At 74.8% G+C, this 15013-nt stretch carries 13 protein-coding genes; 5 read left to right on the top strand and 8 right to left on the bottom strand.

The window, feature by feature from the left end; genetic code table 11:
• Nucleotides 1–65: 65 nt before the first annotated feature.
• Together O7602_RS19950 and O7602_RS19955 are read right to left on the bottom strand one after the other, a co-directional pair.
• Nucleotides 66–956 carry a hypothetical protein gene (locus O7602_RS19950; protein WP_281584159.1) on the bottom strand — a complete coding sequence of 297 codons (891 nt, stop codon included), beginning with the start codon at nucleotides 954–956 and terminating at the stop codon, nucleotides 66–68.
• Nucleotides 957–1004: 48 nt separating this feature from the next.
• Nucleotides 1005–1526: a VOC family protein gene (locus tag O7602_RS19955; protein WP_281584160.1), complete on the bottom strand. Its 522-nt coding sequence runs from the start codon at nucleotides 1524–1526 to the stop codon at nucleotides 1005–1007.
• Nucleotides 1527–1576: 50 nt separating this feature from the next.
• On the opposite strand from O7602_RS19955, the gene O7602_RS19960 reads away from it, so the two are divergent.
• Together O7602_RS19960 and O7602_RS19965 are read left to right on the top strand one after the other, a co-directional pair.
• A complete protein-coding gene (locus tag O7602_RS19960; protein ID WP_281590411.1) occupies nucleotides 1577–2047 on the top strand; it encodes a MarR family transcriptional regulator in 471 nt (156 codons plus the stop codon).
• 48 nt (nucleotides 2048–2095) lie between these two features.
• Complete coding sequence (locus tag O7602_RS19965) at nucleotides 2096–3847, top strand: tetratricopeptide repeat protein (RefSeq protein ID WP_281584161.1); 1752 nt, start codon at nucleotides 2096–2098, stop codon at nucleotides 3845–3847.
• A gap of 3 nt (nucleotides 3848–3850) precedes the next feature.
• On the opposite strand, the gene O7602_RS19970 is transcribed toward O7602_RS19965, so the two are convergent.
• The gene (locus tag O7602_RS19970; protein ID WP_281584162.1) at nucleotides 3851–5377 is read right to left on the bottom strand and encodes a HAMP domain-containing sensor histidine kinase; all 1527 of its coding nucleotides are present in this window, start codon (nucleotides 5375–5377) and stop codon (nucleotides 3851–3853) included.
• Nucleotides 5374–6030, bottom strand: a complete 657-nt coding sequence (locus O7602_RS19975) for a response regulator transcription factor (protein ID WP_281584163.1) — start codon at nucleotides 6028–6030, stop codon at nucleotides 5374–5376. The genes O7602_RS19970 and O7602_RS19975 overlap by 4 nt, the downstream gene beginning before the upstream one ends.
• A 95-nt stretch (nucleotides 6031–6125) precedes the next feature.
• On the opposite strand from O7602_RS19975, the gene O7602_RS19980 reads away from it, so the two are divergent.
• Both O7602_RS19980 and O7602_RS19985 read left to right on the top strand, forming a co-directional pair.
• Complete coding sequence (locus tag O7602_RS19980; RefSeq protein ID WP_281584164.1) at nucleotides 6126–7259, top strand: sigma-E factor regulatory protein RseB domain-containing protein; 1134 nt, start codon at nucleotides 6126–6128, stop codon at nucleotides 7257–7259.
• A gap of 240 nt (nucleotides 7260–7499) precedes the next feature.
• Nucleotides 7500–9716, top strand: coding sequence for an AAA family ATPase (locus O7602_RS19985; protein ID WP_281590412.1), 2217 nt, complete (start codon nucleotides 7500–7502; stop codon nucleotides 9714–9716).
• Nucleotides 9717–9771: 55 nt separating this feature from the next.
• On the opposite strand, the gene O7602_RS19990 is transcribed toward O7602_RS19985, so the two are convergent.
• The gene (locus O7602_RS19990; protein WP_281590414.1) at nucleotides 9772–10194 is read right to left on the bottom strand and encodes a hypothetical protein; all 423 of its coding nucleotides are present in this window, start codon (nucleotides 10192–10194) and stop codon (nucleotides 9772–9774) included.
• Between the two features lie 411 nt (nucleotides 10195–10605).
• Between O7602_RS19990 and O7602_RS19995 the strand changes: the two genes are divergently transcribed.
• Nucleotides 10606–10941 (top strand): hypothetical protein, encoded by a 336-nt coding sequence (locus tag O7602_RS19995; RefSeq protein WP_281590416.1) that lies wholly within the window; start codon nucleotides 10606–10608, stop codon nucleotides 10939–10941.
• A gap of 61 nt (nucleotides 10942–11002) precedes the next feature.
• Here the strand turns inward: O7602_RS19995 and O7602_RS20000 are convergent, their stop codons facing one another.
• The 3 genes from O7602_RS20000 to O7602_RS20010 all read right to left on the bottom strand — a co-directional run bounded on the left by O7602_RS20000 (nucleotide 11003) and on the right by O7602_RS20010 (nucleotide 15004).
• Nucleotides 11003–12025, bottom strand: coding sequence for a sporulation protein (locus O7602_RS20000; RefSeq protein WP_281584165.1), 1023 nt, complete (start codon nucleotides 12023–12025; stop codon nucleotides 11003–11005).
• A gap of 162 nt (nucleotides 12026–12187) precedes the next feature.
• On the bottom strand, nucleotides 12188–12964 hold the full coding sequence (locus O7602_RS20005; RefSeq protein ID WP_281584166.1) for a DeoR/GlpR family DNA-binding transcription regulator: 777 nt from the start codon (nucleotides 12962–12964) through the stop codon (nucleotides 12188–12190).
• Between the two features lie 36 nt (nucleotides 12965–13000).
• Nucleotides 13001–15004, bottom strand: coding sequence for a beta-galactosidase (locus O7602_RS20010; RefSeq protein ID WP_281584167.1), 2004 nt, complete (start codon nucleotides 15002–15004; stop codon nucleotides 13001–13003).
• Between the last annotated feature and the right edge of the window lie 9 nt (nucleotides 15005–15013).

Genomic DNA, 15013 nt, shown 5'->3' on the forward strand with positions numbered 1-15013 from the left:
CGGGCGAGGAGTGGGGTGCCGGCGATACGCCGGCACCCCACTCGTCGTTCGGGCGGGTGTGGCGGTCAGGCGGTCCGCACGGCGCTGATCACCACGTCCCCGCCGAGCCGGCCGGGCTCCGGGTCGCGGGTCACCGCGCCGTCGTCGAGCAGCGAGACGAGCGCGCGGTTGGCGTCGGCGGCCCGGTAGACCGTGGCGGTCGCGGCGAACCGGCGCAGCTCGGTCACCGTGAGCGGGCCGGAGCGGCCCAGCTCGGCCAGCAGCTCGCGGCGCAGCGGGCCGGGCTCCGGGTCGGGACCGATGTCGAGCAGCCGCCCCGTCGGGTCGGCCGGGTCGCGGTAGCGCACCCCGGCGAACTCGTCGACCGCCCAGAGCGCCTCCTTCAGCGCCTCCAGGCCCCGGTCCGAGCCGGTGCCGTAGCCGAGCAGCCGGGCCGGCGCGTCGCCGGCGGGCACCAGCTCGACCTCGGTGGCGAGCGGGAAGCCGGCGGCGGTGAGCGCCGGGCGCAGCGACCGGCCCGGCTCGGTGACAAGCAGCAGCTCGGCCGGGCGGCCGGACGCGACGGCGGCCAGCAGCGCCCGGTCGGGCTCGCCGCCGTCGACCACGGCGAGCAGCGGCGCCCCGGCCGCGCCGGCCGCCTTGAGCGCCACCGGCAGCCGGTCCGGCCGGCCGGACACCACGTGCACGGCGACGTCGGCCGGCAGGGTGGCCTCGACCGCGCCGATCCGCGTCGGCAGGTCCGCGTCGCCGTCAGCGAGCACCAGCACGGTCAGCCGCCGCCCGCGCAGCCGGTCGGCGAACTCCCCCACCACGCCCAGCGCCGCCTCCGCGCCGGCGGCGGCGTTGCCGGCGTACGCGAGGGCGAGCGTGGCCCGCCGCGCGCGCTGGAGTGCCGCGGGGAGCCAGTGGTCGAGCTGGCGGACGAGCAGCTCGCGCAGGACGGCGTCGGTCGACATGGTGCCGTTTCTACCGCACCGCGGGACCGGTCCGGCCGGGAACCCCGGTCAGGACGGGACGGAGACGCCCACGCCGCCGCGGGTCTGTCCGCCGTAGCGCTGCCGCTCGCGGTCGAGGTCGAGCCGGCCGATCCGCTTGCGGGCGGCGAGCGTGGCGTCGTCGAGCAGGTCGGCCGGGACGATCCAGACGATCTCGAACTCCAGCCCGTCCGGGTCGCGGCCGTAGAGGCTCTTGGTGGTGCCGTGGTCGGAGGCGCCGGCCAGAGCGCCGGCGGCGGCCAGCCGCTCGGCGGTGGCGCCCAGCTCGTCGAGCGTGTCCAGTTCCCAGGCGAGGTGGTAGAGGCCGACGGTGCGCCGGCCGGCCTCGGACGCCCCGGCCGCCGCGCCGATCTCGAACAGGCCGAGGTCGTGGTCGTTGGTGGAGTCGGGCGCCTGGAGGAAGGCGGCGCCGCGGAAGCCGTCGGGCGTCATCGGCACCCGGCGGAAGCCCAGCACGTCGCGGTAGAAGGCGACGCTGCGCTCCAGGTCACTGACGTAGAGGACGGCGTGGTTGAGGCGGTGGATTCCCATGCCACCGACGGTAGCGCGGCTTAGTTGAGCATTCAACTATTGCCGGTATGATGGGCGTCATGACCAGGTGGCTGGACCCCGACGAGCAGCGGACCTGGCGGGCCTTCCTCGCCGCCTCCCGCGCGCTGATGGACACGCTCGACCGCGAGCTGCAACGCGACGCCGGCATGCCGCACGCCTACTACGAGATCCTGGTCCGGCTCTCCGAGGCCCCCGACCGGCGGCTGCGGATGAGCGAGCTGGCCGACGCCACCGGCTCCTCCCGCAGCCGGCTCTCGCACGCCGCCACCCGGCTGGAGGCCGCCGGATGGATCCGCCGGGAGGACTGCCCCACCGACCGGCGCGGCCAGCTCGCCGTCCTCACCGACGACGGCTTCGACACCCTGGCCGCCGCCGCGCCCGGCCACGTCGAGGGGGTACGCCGACACCTGTTCGACGCGCTCAGCCCGGCCCAGGTCGACCAGCTGCGCCGGATCAGCGAAACGCTCGCCGACCACCTGACCGGATCGGAACCAAACTGATCCACTCCGGGGCTTGTACTAAACGTCGCCGGATGAGCACGATGGGGCGTGTCCTCCGGCTTCGCTGACCTGACCGTCCAGGCGCACCAACTGGTGTCCGAAGGCGACCTCACCGGCGCGCAGCAACTGCTCGCCGACGCGCTCAGCGACGCCGATCCCCGCCCCGGCAACGCCTCCCCCGAGCTGGCCGAGGCGGCCGGTCTCCAGGCGCGGCTGCTCGTCGCGCTCGGCGAGCCGCACTCCGCCCGCGGCTGGGCCGCGTTCGCGTACGCGGCGGCCACCCGGCTGTTCGGGCGCTCCGACGAGCGCACCGTCACCGCCGCCGCGACGCTCGCCGCGGTGCTGCACCGCGTCGGCAGCGACGCCCGGGCCGCCCGGCTCTACTCGGACGTCATCATCGAGCTGACCGCCCGTGACGGGCCGGAGTCCCAACGGGTGCTTGCCGCGCACGCCGACCTGGCCACTGTGGAATACGCGCGCGGCCAGTGCGACGTGGCCCGGGACCGGCTCCAGGACGCCTGGGAGCTGCACCGCGAGGTCTACGGCGACGGCCACCCCAGCGGCATCAAGATGCTTGCGAAGCTCGGCGCGATGGAACGCGACTGCGGCCGGTACGACGACGCGCACGAGCACCTGGCCCTCGCCGAGGACCTGTGCCGCCAGCACCTGGCCGTGGACGACCCGCTCGCCGTCCAGGTGGCCGGGCTGGCCCGCGCCGCCGCCGACCCCGACCACGTCTGCGCCGCGCCGCCCGAGCCGCCCGCGCGCGAGACGCCGGTGGTGCCCGCCGCCCGCGTCCCCTCGTCCGCCGAGGGGCCGCCCGACCTGCCGCCCTACGCCCCGCCCGCGCTCGACGACCCGGTGGAGACGCCGCTCTACCACCCGCCCGGCCGGGCCGCCGACACCGCGCACGTGCCGACGCCCCGTACCCCGCCCGAGGCCGACGGCGACCCGTACGACGACTACCCGTGGCCGCCCGACGAGCCGGCGGAACAGCCGTGGCGACCGGACGAGCCGGCCGAACAGCCCTGGCGGTCGAGCGAGCCGGCGGAACAGCCCTGGCGGTCGAGCGAGCCGGCGGAACAGCCCTGGCGGTCGAGCGAGCCGGCGGAACAGCCCTGGCGGTCGAGCGAGTCGACGGAACAGCCCTGGCGGTCGAGCGAGCCGGCCGAGCAGCCGTGGCGACCGGGTGAGGAGGCGCTGCCGCCGACCGTGGCCGGGCTCGCCGACGACGCGCCGGGCGTACGCCGGGTGCCGCCGCCCCCGGAGTCGCCGTCGCGCTACCTGCCGGTGCACGTGCCCCGCCCGCCCGTCCCGCCCCGGCGGGAACGTCCCTGGCTGCCGCTGGCGGTGCTCGGCGTGGTGGTGGCGCTGCTGCTCGGCACCATCGCGGTGATCGCCGGGGTGTCCAAGGTGGGCTCCCGCGACGCCCCGGTCACGCCGACGACCGGGCCGTCGGCGGGCCCGTCGAGCGGGCCGCCCGCCTCCACCCGCCCCACCGCGAGCGCGCCGCCGGCCGCCCGTCCGGGCACCCCACCGGGCCGGTTCACGCTCACCGACCGGCGCGACAGCATCGTGCTGAGCTGGACGTACCCGCGCGGCGCGGAAGGCCCGGTGGTGGTCGCCGGTGGCCGCGCGGGTCAGCCGCAGGGCACGTTCGCGACGTTGCCCGCCGGCAGCGGCGACTACATCGCCTACGGGCTCGACCGCACCACCGACTACTGCTTCACCGTGGCGCTCGTCTGGTCCACCGACACGGTCGCCCGCGCCGGGCCGGTCTGCACGAAGCGACGCCGCTGACCGTCACTCCGGGTCGGCGTCGGCGAGCACCGGCAGGCGTACCGTCACCCGCAGCCCCGGCGCGGCGGCGCCCGGCGTCGCATCGGCCAGCTCCACCGTGCCGCCGGCCCGGCGCACCAGCTCCCGCACGATCGCCAGGCCGAGGCCGGCGCCGCCGGCGTCGCGGGCCCGCGCGTCGTCCAGCCGGGTGAACCTGGCGAACACCCGCTCCCGGTCGGCCGCCGGGATGCCCGGCCCGTCGTCGGTCACCGTGACCAGGTGGTACGGCCCGTCCGGGCCGGAGACCGCCAGCTCCACCCCGTTGTCCGCGTGCCGCAGCGCGTTCTCGACCAGGTTGACGAGCACCCGGCGGAGCTCCCCCGGATCCCCCTCGGTCCACCGTGCCCCGTCCGGCGACGTCAGCCACAGCGGCGGGGACGGGTAGCGGGCGGCCACCCCGCGCAGCAGCTCGCCCAGCTCCACCGGACCCACCGGCGCCAGCCGCCCGTCTCCGGCGCGGCCCTGCGGCTCCGGCCCCCCGCCCCCGGCGCGGCCCTGCGGCTCCGGCCCCCCGCCCCCGCCCCCGGCGTGGCCCCGGTGCTCCGGCTGCCCGGCCCCGGCGCGGCCACGACGGTCCGGCGGCGGCTGCTCGTCCAGGCGGGCCAGCAGCAGCAGGTCGTCGACCAGGCGACTCAGCCGCTCGGTGTCGGCGAGCAGGTCGTCGGCCACCGCCGGCCAGTCGGTGTCGTCGCCGAGACGCCGGGCCACCTCCAGCTCGGTACGCATGTTCGTCAACGGGCTGCGCAGCTCGTGCGCGGCGTCGGCGACGAACGCCCGCTGCCGGTCCCGGGACGCGGCCAGCCGGTCCAGCATGTCGTTGAGCGTGACCGCGAGCCGGTGGATCTCGTCCTGCCCGGCCGGCACCGGCAGCCGTTCCGCCCCGGCCCGCCCGGTGATCTCGGCGGCGCCGCTGCGCAGCTCCTCCACCGGGCGCAGGGTCGCCCCGACCACCCGCCAGGCCACCACCGCCAGCCCCGCCACCAGCAGCGGGAAGCCGACGAACAGCAGGTTGCGCACCACGTACAGGCTGTGCCGCACGTCCGACAGCGACTTCGCGACAAGCACCGTACGCGGCTCCGCGGGCGTGCCGGCCGGCACCGTCACCACCCGCACCGGCCCGGACATGCCGACCCGCCGCCCGTCCACCACCAGCCGCTGCCGCTGCCCCGGGCGCAACCGGTCCGGGCCGAGCATCGGCACGAGTCGGTCCGCGTCGATGGAGGCGGCCCGGATCCGGCCCTGCGCGTCGACCACCTGCACGCGCAGCTGCCCGCCGGCCACCGGCAGCGGATCCGGCAGCGCGTCCTCGGCGGTGAGCAGCGCCACCGCGTCCGCGGTACGCAGCGCCTCCGCGTCGACCGAACGTTGCAGCGTCCAGCCGAGCGCGCCGAGCAGCAGCGCGCCGCCGAGCGCGAATCCGAGCACCAGCCCGAGCACGCCGAGCGCGAGCAGCCGGGCCCGCAGGCCGAGACGCGACCACGGGCGGCTCATGTGGCCAACCGGTAGCCGGCGCCGCGCACCGTCTCCAGCCGCTCCCGGCCGATCTTGCGACGCAGGTAGCCGACGTAGACCTCCACCGCGTTCGGGGCGGTCTCCACCGAGGCGTCCCAGACGTGGTCCAGCAGCTCGGTCTTGGACACCACCTCGCCGGCACGACGCATCAGGTAGTCGAGCAGCGCGTACTCGCGGCTGGTCAGCGCGACCTCGACGTCGGCCCGGGTGACCCGCCGTCGAGCCGGGTCCAGGCGCAGGTCGCCGACGGTGAGCACGGTCGGCCGGCGGGGCGCGCCGCGCCGCAGCAACGCCCGCAGCCGGGCCAGCAGCACCACGTACGAGAACGGCTTGGTCAGGTAGTCGTCGGCGCCGCAGTCCAGGCCGTCGGCCTGGTCGTACTCGCCGTCCTTGGCCGAGAGCATCAGCACCGGCAGCCAGCGCTGCTCGGCGCGCAGCCGGCGCACCACCTCGTAGCCGGAGAGGCCGGGCAGCATCACGTCGAGGATCATCGCGTCGTAGTCGCCGTGCCGGGCCGCGTCCAGCCCGGCCGGGCCGGTGGCCGCCACGTCCACCACGAAACCCTCCGCCGACAGGCCCCGGCGCAACGCCGCGGCGAGCCGCGTCTCGTCCTCCACCACCAGCAACCGCACCGGTCCAGGGTGCCACCCCCGGGTCACCCGTAGGGGATCAGCTCAGCGTCCTCACAGCGACGATCCCGCAGCATGGTGCGCAGGAGGTGCACACTATGTCTGTGATGAAGAACCGCGCCGTGCTGCGCTGGCTGGTCCCGGTGACCGCGGGGGTCGCCGTGATCGGGGGCGGCGCCGCCATCGGCGCGTTCGCCGCCGGCGCCGACCCGGCCCTGCCCCCACGCAGCGCCGCCCAGCTCCTGGACGACCTGCGGACGTCCCGCCTGGACGGGCTCTCCGGCACCGTGGTGCAGCGCGCCGACCTCGGCCTGCCGCCGATCGCCGCGCTCGCCGGCAAGGCCACCGGCAACGAGCTGGCCGGCCTGGTCTCCGGCACGCACACGCTACGGGTCTGGTACGGCGGCGAGGACCGGCAGCGGCTGGCCCTGGTCGACACGCTCGGCGAGCAGGACGTGCTGCGCAACGGCCGCGACGTCTGGACCTGGAACAGCCGGGAGAACACCGCGGTCCACCGCGAGCTGCCCGCCGACGGCAAGGACCTGCCGTCCGCGCCGGCCACCCCGGCCGACGCCGCCCAGCAGGCGCTGGCCGCGATCGACCCGACCACGGCGGTGACCGTCGGCCGGACGGCCACCGTGGCCGGACGGGACGCGTACGAGCTGGTGCTCACGCCGCGCGACAAGGCGTCGCTGGTGCACCAGGTGCGGATCGCGCTCGACGCGGAGGAGCACGTGCCGCTGCGCTTCGAGGTGCTCGCCGACGGTCAGGACGAGCCGGCGTTCGAGGTGGCGTTCACCCAGGTCGACTTCCGCACCCCGGCCGCCGACCAGTTCCGGTTCAACCCGCCGCCGGGTGTGAAGGTCACCGAGGAGTCCACCGACGCGCGCCCCGGCCCGGCCGGCAAGGCGTCCGGCAAGGTGCCCGGCTCGAAGCCCGGCCAGGCCGACGCGAAGCGGCCGGACGTGCGTACCGTCGGCACCGGCTGGACCACGGTGGTGGTCGCCGAGCTCGGCGACGCGGGCGGAGCCGACGGCGCGAAGGCCGGCGCGGACGCGCCGGACGCGGACATGCTCGCCCAGGTGCTCGGCGACCTGCCGAAGGTGAGCGGCGACTGGGGCAGCGGCCGGCTGCTCAGCGGCAAGCTGTTCAGCGTGCTGCTGACCGACGACGGCCGGGTGGTGGCCGGGCTGGTCACGCCGGAGCGGCTCTACCAGGCCGCGAAGGGCTGAACGACGCCGGGCTCGGGGCTCGGTCGGCACCCGCCGGCCGGGCCCCGAGCCGTGTCCGGGCTTGGTCGAATGGCGGGCGACGCGCTATCTTTCTCAGTTCAGACACAAAAAAGAATGGCATTTGAATGCCATTCTTGCGGCAATTCTAGTCAATGAGGAGCCGGCTTGTCAACGCACTCCGACGTGTCGGGTGAGCTGCACCAGGGCGACGAGATCGGTCGCGAGCAGGAGTACGTCTCGATGCTCTACGACCGGCTGGACGGGCTGCGCGAGCAGGCCGCCCGCCGGCTCGACGAGGAACTGCGCCACACCGGCGGCACCCAGCAGGCCCGCTCGCAGCGCGACTCCACCGTGGCGATGTACGCCGACCAGGTCGAGCAGTACTCCGCCGTCGAGTCCGGCCTGTGCTTCGGCCGCCTCGACGGCGACGACGACGCCGCCCGCTACATCGGCCGGATCGGCATCTTCGACCCGGCAGGCGACTACGACCCGCTGCTGATGGACTGGCGCGCGCCGGCCGCCCGCCCGTTCTACCTGGCCACCGCCGCCAACCCGCAGGGCGTACGCCGACGTCGGCACCTGCGCACCCGCGACCGCAAGGTCACCGGGCTCAACGACGAGGTGCTCGACATCACCGCCGCCTCCCCCACCGCGCACGAGGAGGTCACCGGCGAGGCGTCGCTGCTGGCCGCGCTCAACGCCGGGCGCACCGGCCGGATGCGCGACATCGTCGAGACCATCCAGGTCGAGCAGGACCGGATCATCCGCGCCGACCTGCCCGGCGTGATGGTGGTGCAGGGCGGGCCGGGCACCGGCAAGACCGCGGTGGCGCTGCACCGGGCCGCGTACCTGCTCTACACCCACCGCCAGCAGCTCTCCACCCGGGGCGTGCTGCTGGTCGGCCCGAACGCCACGTTCCTGCGCTACATCTCCCAGGTGCTGCCGGCGCTCGCCGAGACCGGCGTGCTGCTGCGTACCCAGGCCGACCTGTTCCCCGGCGTGCACGCCCGACGCGTCGAGCCGGCCACCACCGCCGCGCTGAAGGGCCGCGCCCTCTGGGCCGAGGCGCTCGCCGAGGCGGTCCGGGACCGGCAGTGGGTGCCGGCCGAACCGATCGCCGTCGAGCTGCCGCAGCGGGAGGTGCTCACGCTCGACCCGGAGACCGTGCGCCAGGCCCGCGACCGGGTCCGCCGCACCGGCCGCCCGCACAACCTGGCCCGCGCGCTGTTCGACATCGAGATCGTGCACGCGCTCGCCGACCAGGTGGCCGAGCGGATCGGCGCCGACCCGCTCGGCGGCGACAACCTGCTCTCCGAGGCCGACCGGGCGGAGATCCGCCGCGAGCTGCGCGAGGAGCCGGAGATCGTGGCCGCGCTGGACGAGCTGTGGCCGGTGCTCACCCCGCAGCGCCTGCTCGCCGACCTGTTCGCCTCGCCGGAGCGGCTCGCCACCGCCGCGCCGACGCTCACCGACGCCGAGCGGGCCGCCCTGCACCGGGAACCCGGCGGCTGGACCCCGGCGGACGTGCCGCTGCTGGACGAGGCCGCCGAGCTGCTCGGCGAGGACGAACGCGCCGCCGCCGCCCGCCGGGAGCGGATCCGCACGATGGAACGCGAGTACGCCGAGGGCGTGCTGGAGATCTGGCGCGGCTCCCGCTCGATCGACGTCGAGGACGAGGCCGACGGCGGTGAGATCCTCGGCGTGACCGACCTGATCGACGCCGCCCGGCTCTCCGAGCGACAGGAGGAGTCCGACCGGCTCACCACCGCCCAACGGGCCGCCGCGGACCGCACCTGGGCGTTCGGGCACGTGATCGTCGACGAGGCGCAGGAGCTGTCCCCGATGGCCTGGCGGCTGCTGATGCGCAGGTGCCCGAGCCGGTCCATGACGATCGTCGGGGACGTGGCGCAGACCGGCGCGCTCGCCGGCACCCCGTCCTGGGGCCAGGCGCTGCGCCCGTACGTGGCGGACCGGTGGCGGCTGGAGGAGCTGACCGTCAGCTACCGCACCCCGGCCGAGATCATGGCGGTCGCCGCCGGCGTGCTCGCCGAGATCGACCCGGCGCTGCGCCCACCCCGCTCGGTACGCGCCACCGGCGTACCCCCGTGGGACCGGACGGTCCCGGCGGACCGGCTCGTCGGCGAACTTGTCGAGGCGACCGCCCGGGAGGCCGCCTCGCTCGGCGACGGCCGGCTCGGCGTGATCGTGCCGACCGGGCGGGTGGCCGAGCTGGGCGGCGCGGTCGTGGCGGCGCTGCCCGAGGCCGCCGTCGGCGAGCAGCCGGAACTGGCGAACCGGGTGGTGGTGCTCACCACCGAGCAGGCCAAGGGCCTGGAGTTCGACTCGGTGCTGGTGGTGGACCCGGACCGGATCGTGACCGAGTCCCCACGCGGCCACAGCGACCTCTACGTGGCCCTCACCCGAGCCACCCAGCGCCTCGGCATCCTCCGGATGTAAGGAGGGGGCCCCGCTTAACGTTTTCGGTAGAGGCGGGGCCCCTTATTAACACCACTCACCCGGGGTCGGCGCCCTCGTCGGTGACGTTGCCGACCTGGGCGCCGGGCGCCGAGGCGTCACTCGTGGAGCCGCCGGCCGGGGTGCTCAGACCGCCGGTGGTGGCGTCCCCGGTGGTGGTCGGCGCCACCTTGCCCCGGTGCTGCTCCGGCTGCCGGGCCACCCGACGTGCGCTCGCCGGGCCGGCCGTACCCCCGGTCGTGGTCACCGCGCCCTGGCCCCGGGTCGGTCCGCCGTCGCGCAGCACGGTCGGGTCCACCGGCACGTCCGCCGGGTCGTCCGGGTCCAGTTCCTGCCGCATCCGCTCGACGTCGGTCTGCGGCACCGTGACCTCGTCGAGCGCGCCCTCGCCGTACACCCCGCCGGCGACCCGCTGTTCGGCCTGCCGGGCGGCGTCCTGCCGCATGTCGTCCTCACGCACGTCGACCACCTCGCAGCTCGTGATGTGGCTGTCGGTCATGCGTGCCCGACCCCCGACGGCTGAAACCGCCCACCGCCGCACCGCACTCCTTTCGTCGATCTTGAAGTTGTGGCACCTCCGATAACCGACAAAAAGGTCGAATCATGGCACCACAAGTCCAAGGTCTGTGCCGGCAAGGGCGCTGGCACGGCGCGGACAAGGGGCGGGTGCGGGGCGGGGATACGGCCGGGATCCGGCGGTTAGCTTGTCTCGGGGGCCGGGTAGACGGAGGGTGCCCCCGCCACAGAGCGCGAACCGTGCCGTGGCCGACCTGCGGTAGCGGGGCGAGGGTGTGCAGGTAACGACTCATCAAATCCTGAGGAGGACCAGATGAGCACGCAGGCTGCATCCACCAGGCCGATGAACCGGCCGATGTCCGACGTCCAGAACCGGACCGGCATGCAGGAGTCGCCGACGCGTCCGATGCCGTCGATGCACGACGGTCACCGGGAGGAGATGCCCGCCCCCGGCACCGAGACGAAGCAGGCGTTCCTCACCACCGAGTTCTGGGTGTACGCCGCAGCCGCCGCGGTCGTCGTGATCGCCGCGTTCTGGAAGGGCACCACCGCCAACGGCCTGAACATCAACAACCCGAACCAGGCCTGGTGGTACCTGACCGCGCTGACCGGCGCGTACCTGGTCAGCCGGGGCCTGTCCAAGGCGGGCAGCGCGCGCCGCTCCGGCCGGGAGCGTCGGGGCCGGCACTGACCGCTCCGCATGCGAACGGCGACGCCCCCGGGATCCGTCCCGGGGGCGTCGTCGCGTGTGGTCACTCCTCGCCGAAGTCCCCGCCGTCGTCGTCGCCACCGAACGCGTCGTCCATCAGCTCACCGGCGACCAGACCACCGGCGACGCCAAGCGCGGCGCCCGCCACCACGCCGCCCATGCCGGGGCCGCGCCGGCCGTGGTGACCCGGCGCGCCGTAGTGGCCGGGCGCGCCGTAGTGGCCCGGGGCGCCAAAGTGGCCGGGCGCGCCGTAGTGGCCGGGCGCGCCGTAGCCCTGGGCGCGCAGGCCGCCGTACCGGGAGGTGGTCTCCTGCAGCCAACCGTCGACCACAGGCACCCAGTCGGTACGGGCGGCGTCGGTGTGCGGGACGGAGTATCGCCCGAAGGCGTCGTGCCCGGCGGTGAGGAAACCGCCGCGCTTGTCGCACTCAAGGATCACCTCGATGCCCTGCTGGCTGGTCACGAACGTCAACTCGACCTCGTTGACGGTCTGCGCGTACTGCGGCGACGCGAAGAACTCGATCTCCTGGTAGAACGGCAGCGTCTGCGGCACGCCGTAGATGTGGCCGCGCTCCAGGTCCGCGTGCTTGAACCGGAAACCCAGCGCCTGGAACGCGTCGAGGATCCGCTCGTGGATCGGCAGCGGGTGCACCGACACCTGGTCCAGGTCGGACTTGTCGACCGCCCGGGCCACCGCGACCTCGGTACGCAGGCCCATCGTCATGCCGTGCAGCCGCTGGCCGTAGACGTCGGTGACCGGGGTCTCCCACGGCACCGGCAGCTGGAACGGGATGGCGAGCTGCTGCTTCGGCGCCAGCTCGAACGCGCCGCTGACCGGCATCCGGTGGAACTCCATGATCCCGGCGTACTCGCTGTCGCCGCCCTCCATCTCGACCCGGGTGACCAGGCCGACGCTGATCTGTTCGATGCGCGTCGGCGCGTCGCCGCCGACCAGGTTGACGTGCCCGTCCAGGGCCAGCCCGGGTCGGGTGTTCGGGTTGGCGAGCACCGTGTCGACGCTGGGGCCGCCCACGCCGAACGCGCTCAACATCTTCTTGAAGACCATCGTCTCTCCCGCGGGACGGCGCTCCGACATGGACCGTCGGGCGCATGGTGAGGGGACCCTAACCGCCGTCGCTGAGAAGTACCTGTGAGACGCGCAGAGTCACCGCGCGCAGGCGCGATCATTATGAACTGGAGATAACGCGCGCAGCCGACGGCGGGTGAGTCAGCCGACCTCCACCACGGTCAGCTCGCCCACCTGTTCGCCGAGTTCCCGGCGGGCCTCGACGGGCAGGCCGCCGTCGGTGATCAGCACGTCGGCCTCCTCAAGCGGGGCGATGGTGGCGATGCCGATGGTCTCCCACTTGGTGTGGTCGGCGAGCACCACCAGGCGGCGGGCGGCGCCGATCAGTCGGCGGTTCACCGCCGCCTCCAGCAGGTTGGGGGTGGTGAAGCCGGTGCGGCGGCTCATCCCGTGTACGCCGAGGAAGAGCAGGTCGACGTTGAGCGCGGCGATGGCCGCCTCGGCGACCGGGCCGGTCAGCGCGTCCGACGGGGTACGGATGCCGCCCGTCAGCACGACTGTCTGGTCGGTGCGCGGGTTCTGGTAGAGCGCGTCGGCGACCGGGATCGAGTTGGTGACCACGGTCAGTCCGCGTACCTCGGCGAGGCGTGCGGCGAGCGCGGCGGTGGTGGTGCCGGCGGAGAGCGCGACGGCCATGCCGGGTTCGACGAGCCCGGCGGCCCGCTCCACGATGGCCCGTTTCTCGGCCTGCTGCCGCGCCGACTTGGCGGCGAAGCCGGGTTCCTCGGTGGAGCCGGGGCCGGCGAGCGTCGCCCCGCCGTGCACCTTGTCGATCAGGCCGCGCTCGACGAGCACCTCCAGGTCACGCCGGATGGTCATGTCGGACACGCCGAAGCGGCTCACCAGGTGGCTGACCCGGACGCCGCCGCGCTGGCGGATCAGCTCCAGGATGGCGCTCTGCCGTTGCTGGGCGAGCATGTGGACCTCCTCGGCGCGCGAGCGGCAGGGTACCGGTCAGGTGGTCGCGGGCACGCGGTCCTCGCGGACCACCGCCACCTCGCCGGGCGGCACCGTCAGTTCGCCGTCGCACCGGTCGCCGGTGAGCAGTTCGACGCCGGTGACCGGCAGGCGGGCCGGCTCGTCGGTGTGGTTGACCACGAACAGCCAGCTCCGGTCCGCCGACCGGCGGCGGACCACCTCGACGCCGGCCGGCACGGGCGCCGCCGGGCGTACCCCGGCCTCGGCGAGCAGCCGGGCCACCAGCTTGTCGGTGGCCGCGTCGTCGAGCCGGGTGCCGACGTACCAGGCGGCGCCCGCGCCGACCACGCGCCGGGTCAGCGCCGGCACGCCCGGCAGGGGTCCGTCGGCGTACGCGGCAAGCACCTCGGCGTCCTCCGCGTGCAGCCACTCGGTCCACACGTCGGCGCGGGCGCCGTCGTCGAGGCGTACCGTCTCGCCGGCGCGCAGCGGGAAGAACTCCTCCACGCGTACGCCGAGCAGGTCGCGGAACGCGCCGGGGTAGCCGCCGAGCCGGATGTGGTCGTGTTCGTCCACGATGCCGCTGAAGTACGTGACGAGCGCGGTGCCGCCGGCCTCGACGAACCGGCGCAGCGCGGCCGTGTCGGCGTCGCGGGTGAGGTAGAGCGTGGGCACCAGGACCAGCCGGTAGCGGGACAGGTCGGTCGACGGGTGCACCACGTCCGCGGTGACGCCGGCCCGCCACAGCGCGCCGTGCAGCGCGGCCAGCCGATCGGTGTACGTGACGTCGACGCTGGGGTGGGAGTCGAGTTCCGCGCCCCACCACGCCTCGTAGTCGAACAGCAGGGCGACGTCGGCGTCGACCCGGCTGCCGCGTACCTCGGCAAGCGCCCGCAGGTCGGCGCCGAGCCGGCAGACCTCGCGGAACACCTTGGTCTCCGGCCCGGCGTGCGGCACCAGCGCGGAGTGGAACTTCTCCGCGCCGGCACGGGAGGCACGCCACTGGAAGAACAGCACCCCGTCGGCGCCGCGCGCCACGTGCGCCAGGCTGTTGCGGCGCATCTGGCCGGGCGTCTTGGCCACGTTGCGGGGCTGCCAGTTGACCGCGCTCGTGGAGTGCTCCATCAGCAGCCAGGGCGCGCCGCCGGCCACGCCGCGGGTGTGGTCGGCGGCGAACGCCAGGTCGACGTGCGGCTGCGGATCGGCGGCGGAGAGGTAGTGGTCGTTGGCGACCACGTCCACGTCGGACGCCCAGGAGTGGTAGTCCATGTGCTTGATGCCGGCGCCGACCATGAAGTTGGTGGTGACCGGCTGGGCGACGAGCCGGTTCAGCAGCTCCCGCTCGGCGCGGAGCTGGGCGCGTTGCTCGTCGGAGGAGAAACGCAGGAAGTCGAGCTGCTGGGTCGGGTTGGCGAAGGTCGGCGCGGCGCGCGGCGGGTTCACCTCGGCCCAGTCGTGGTAGCGCTGGCTCCAGAACGCGGTGCCCCAGGCGGCGTTGAGCGCGTCCAGGTCGCCGTAGCGCTCGCGCAGCCACCGGCGGTACGCCTCGGCGCTGACGTCGCAGTAGCAGTGCACGTTGTGGCAGCCCAGCTCGTTGGAGACGTGCCACAGCACGACCGCCGGGTGTGCCGCGTAGCGTCGGGCGACCGCGTCGACGAGCGCGAGCGAGCGGTCCCGGAACACCGGTGAGCTGGGGCAGTACGCCTGCCGGCCGCCGGGCCACAGCACCGTGCCGTCGGCGCGGCGGGGAAGCGTCTCCGGGTGCCGGTGGGCCAGCCACGGCGGCGGGCTGGCGGTGGCGGTGGCCAGGTCGACGCTGATCCCGCCGCGGTGCAGCAGGTCCAGCGCCCGGTCCAGCCAGCCGAACTCGTAGCGGTCCGGGGCGGGCTCCAGCAGGGCCCAGGAGAAGATGCCGACCGAGACCAGGTTGACCCCGGCGCGGCGCATCAGGTCGACGTCCTCGGCCCACACCTCCTCGGGCCACTGCTCCGGGTTGTAGTCGGCGCCGTACCAGATGCCCTCGCCGTGCCAGGTCCGCATGAGAGCTGA

Source organism: Micromonospora sp. WMMD1128 (assembly GCF_027497235.1).
Taxonomy (GTDB): domain Bacteria; phylum Actinomycetota; class Actinomycetes; order Mycobacteriales; family Micromonosporaceae; genus Micromonospora.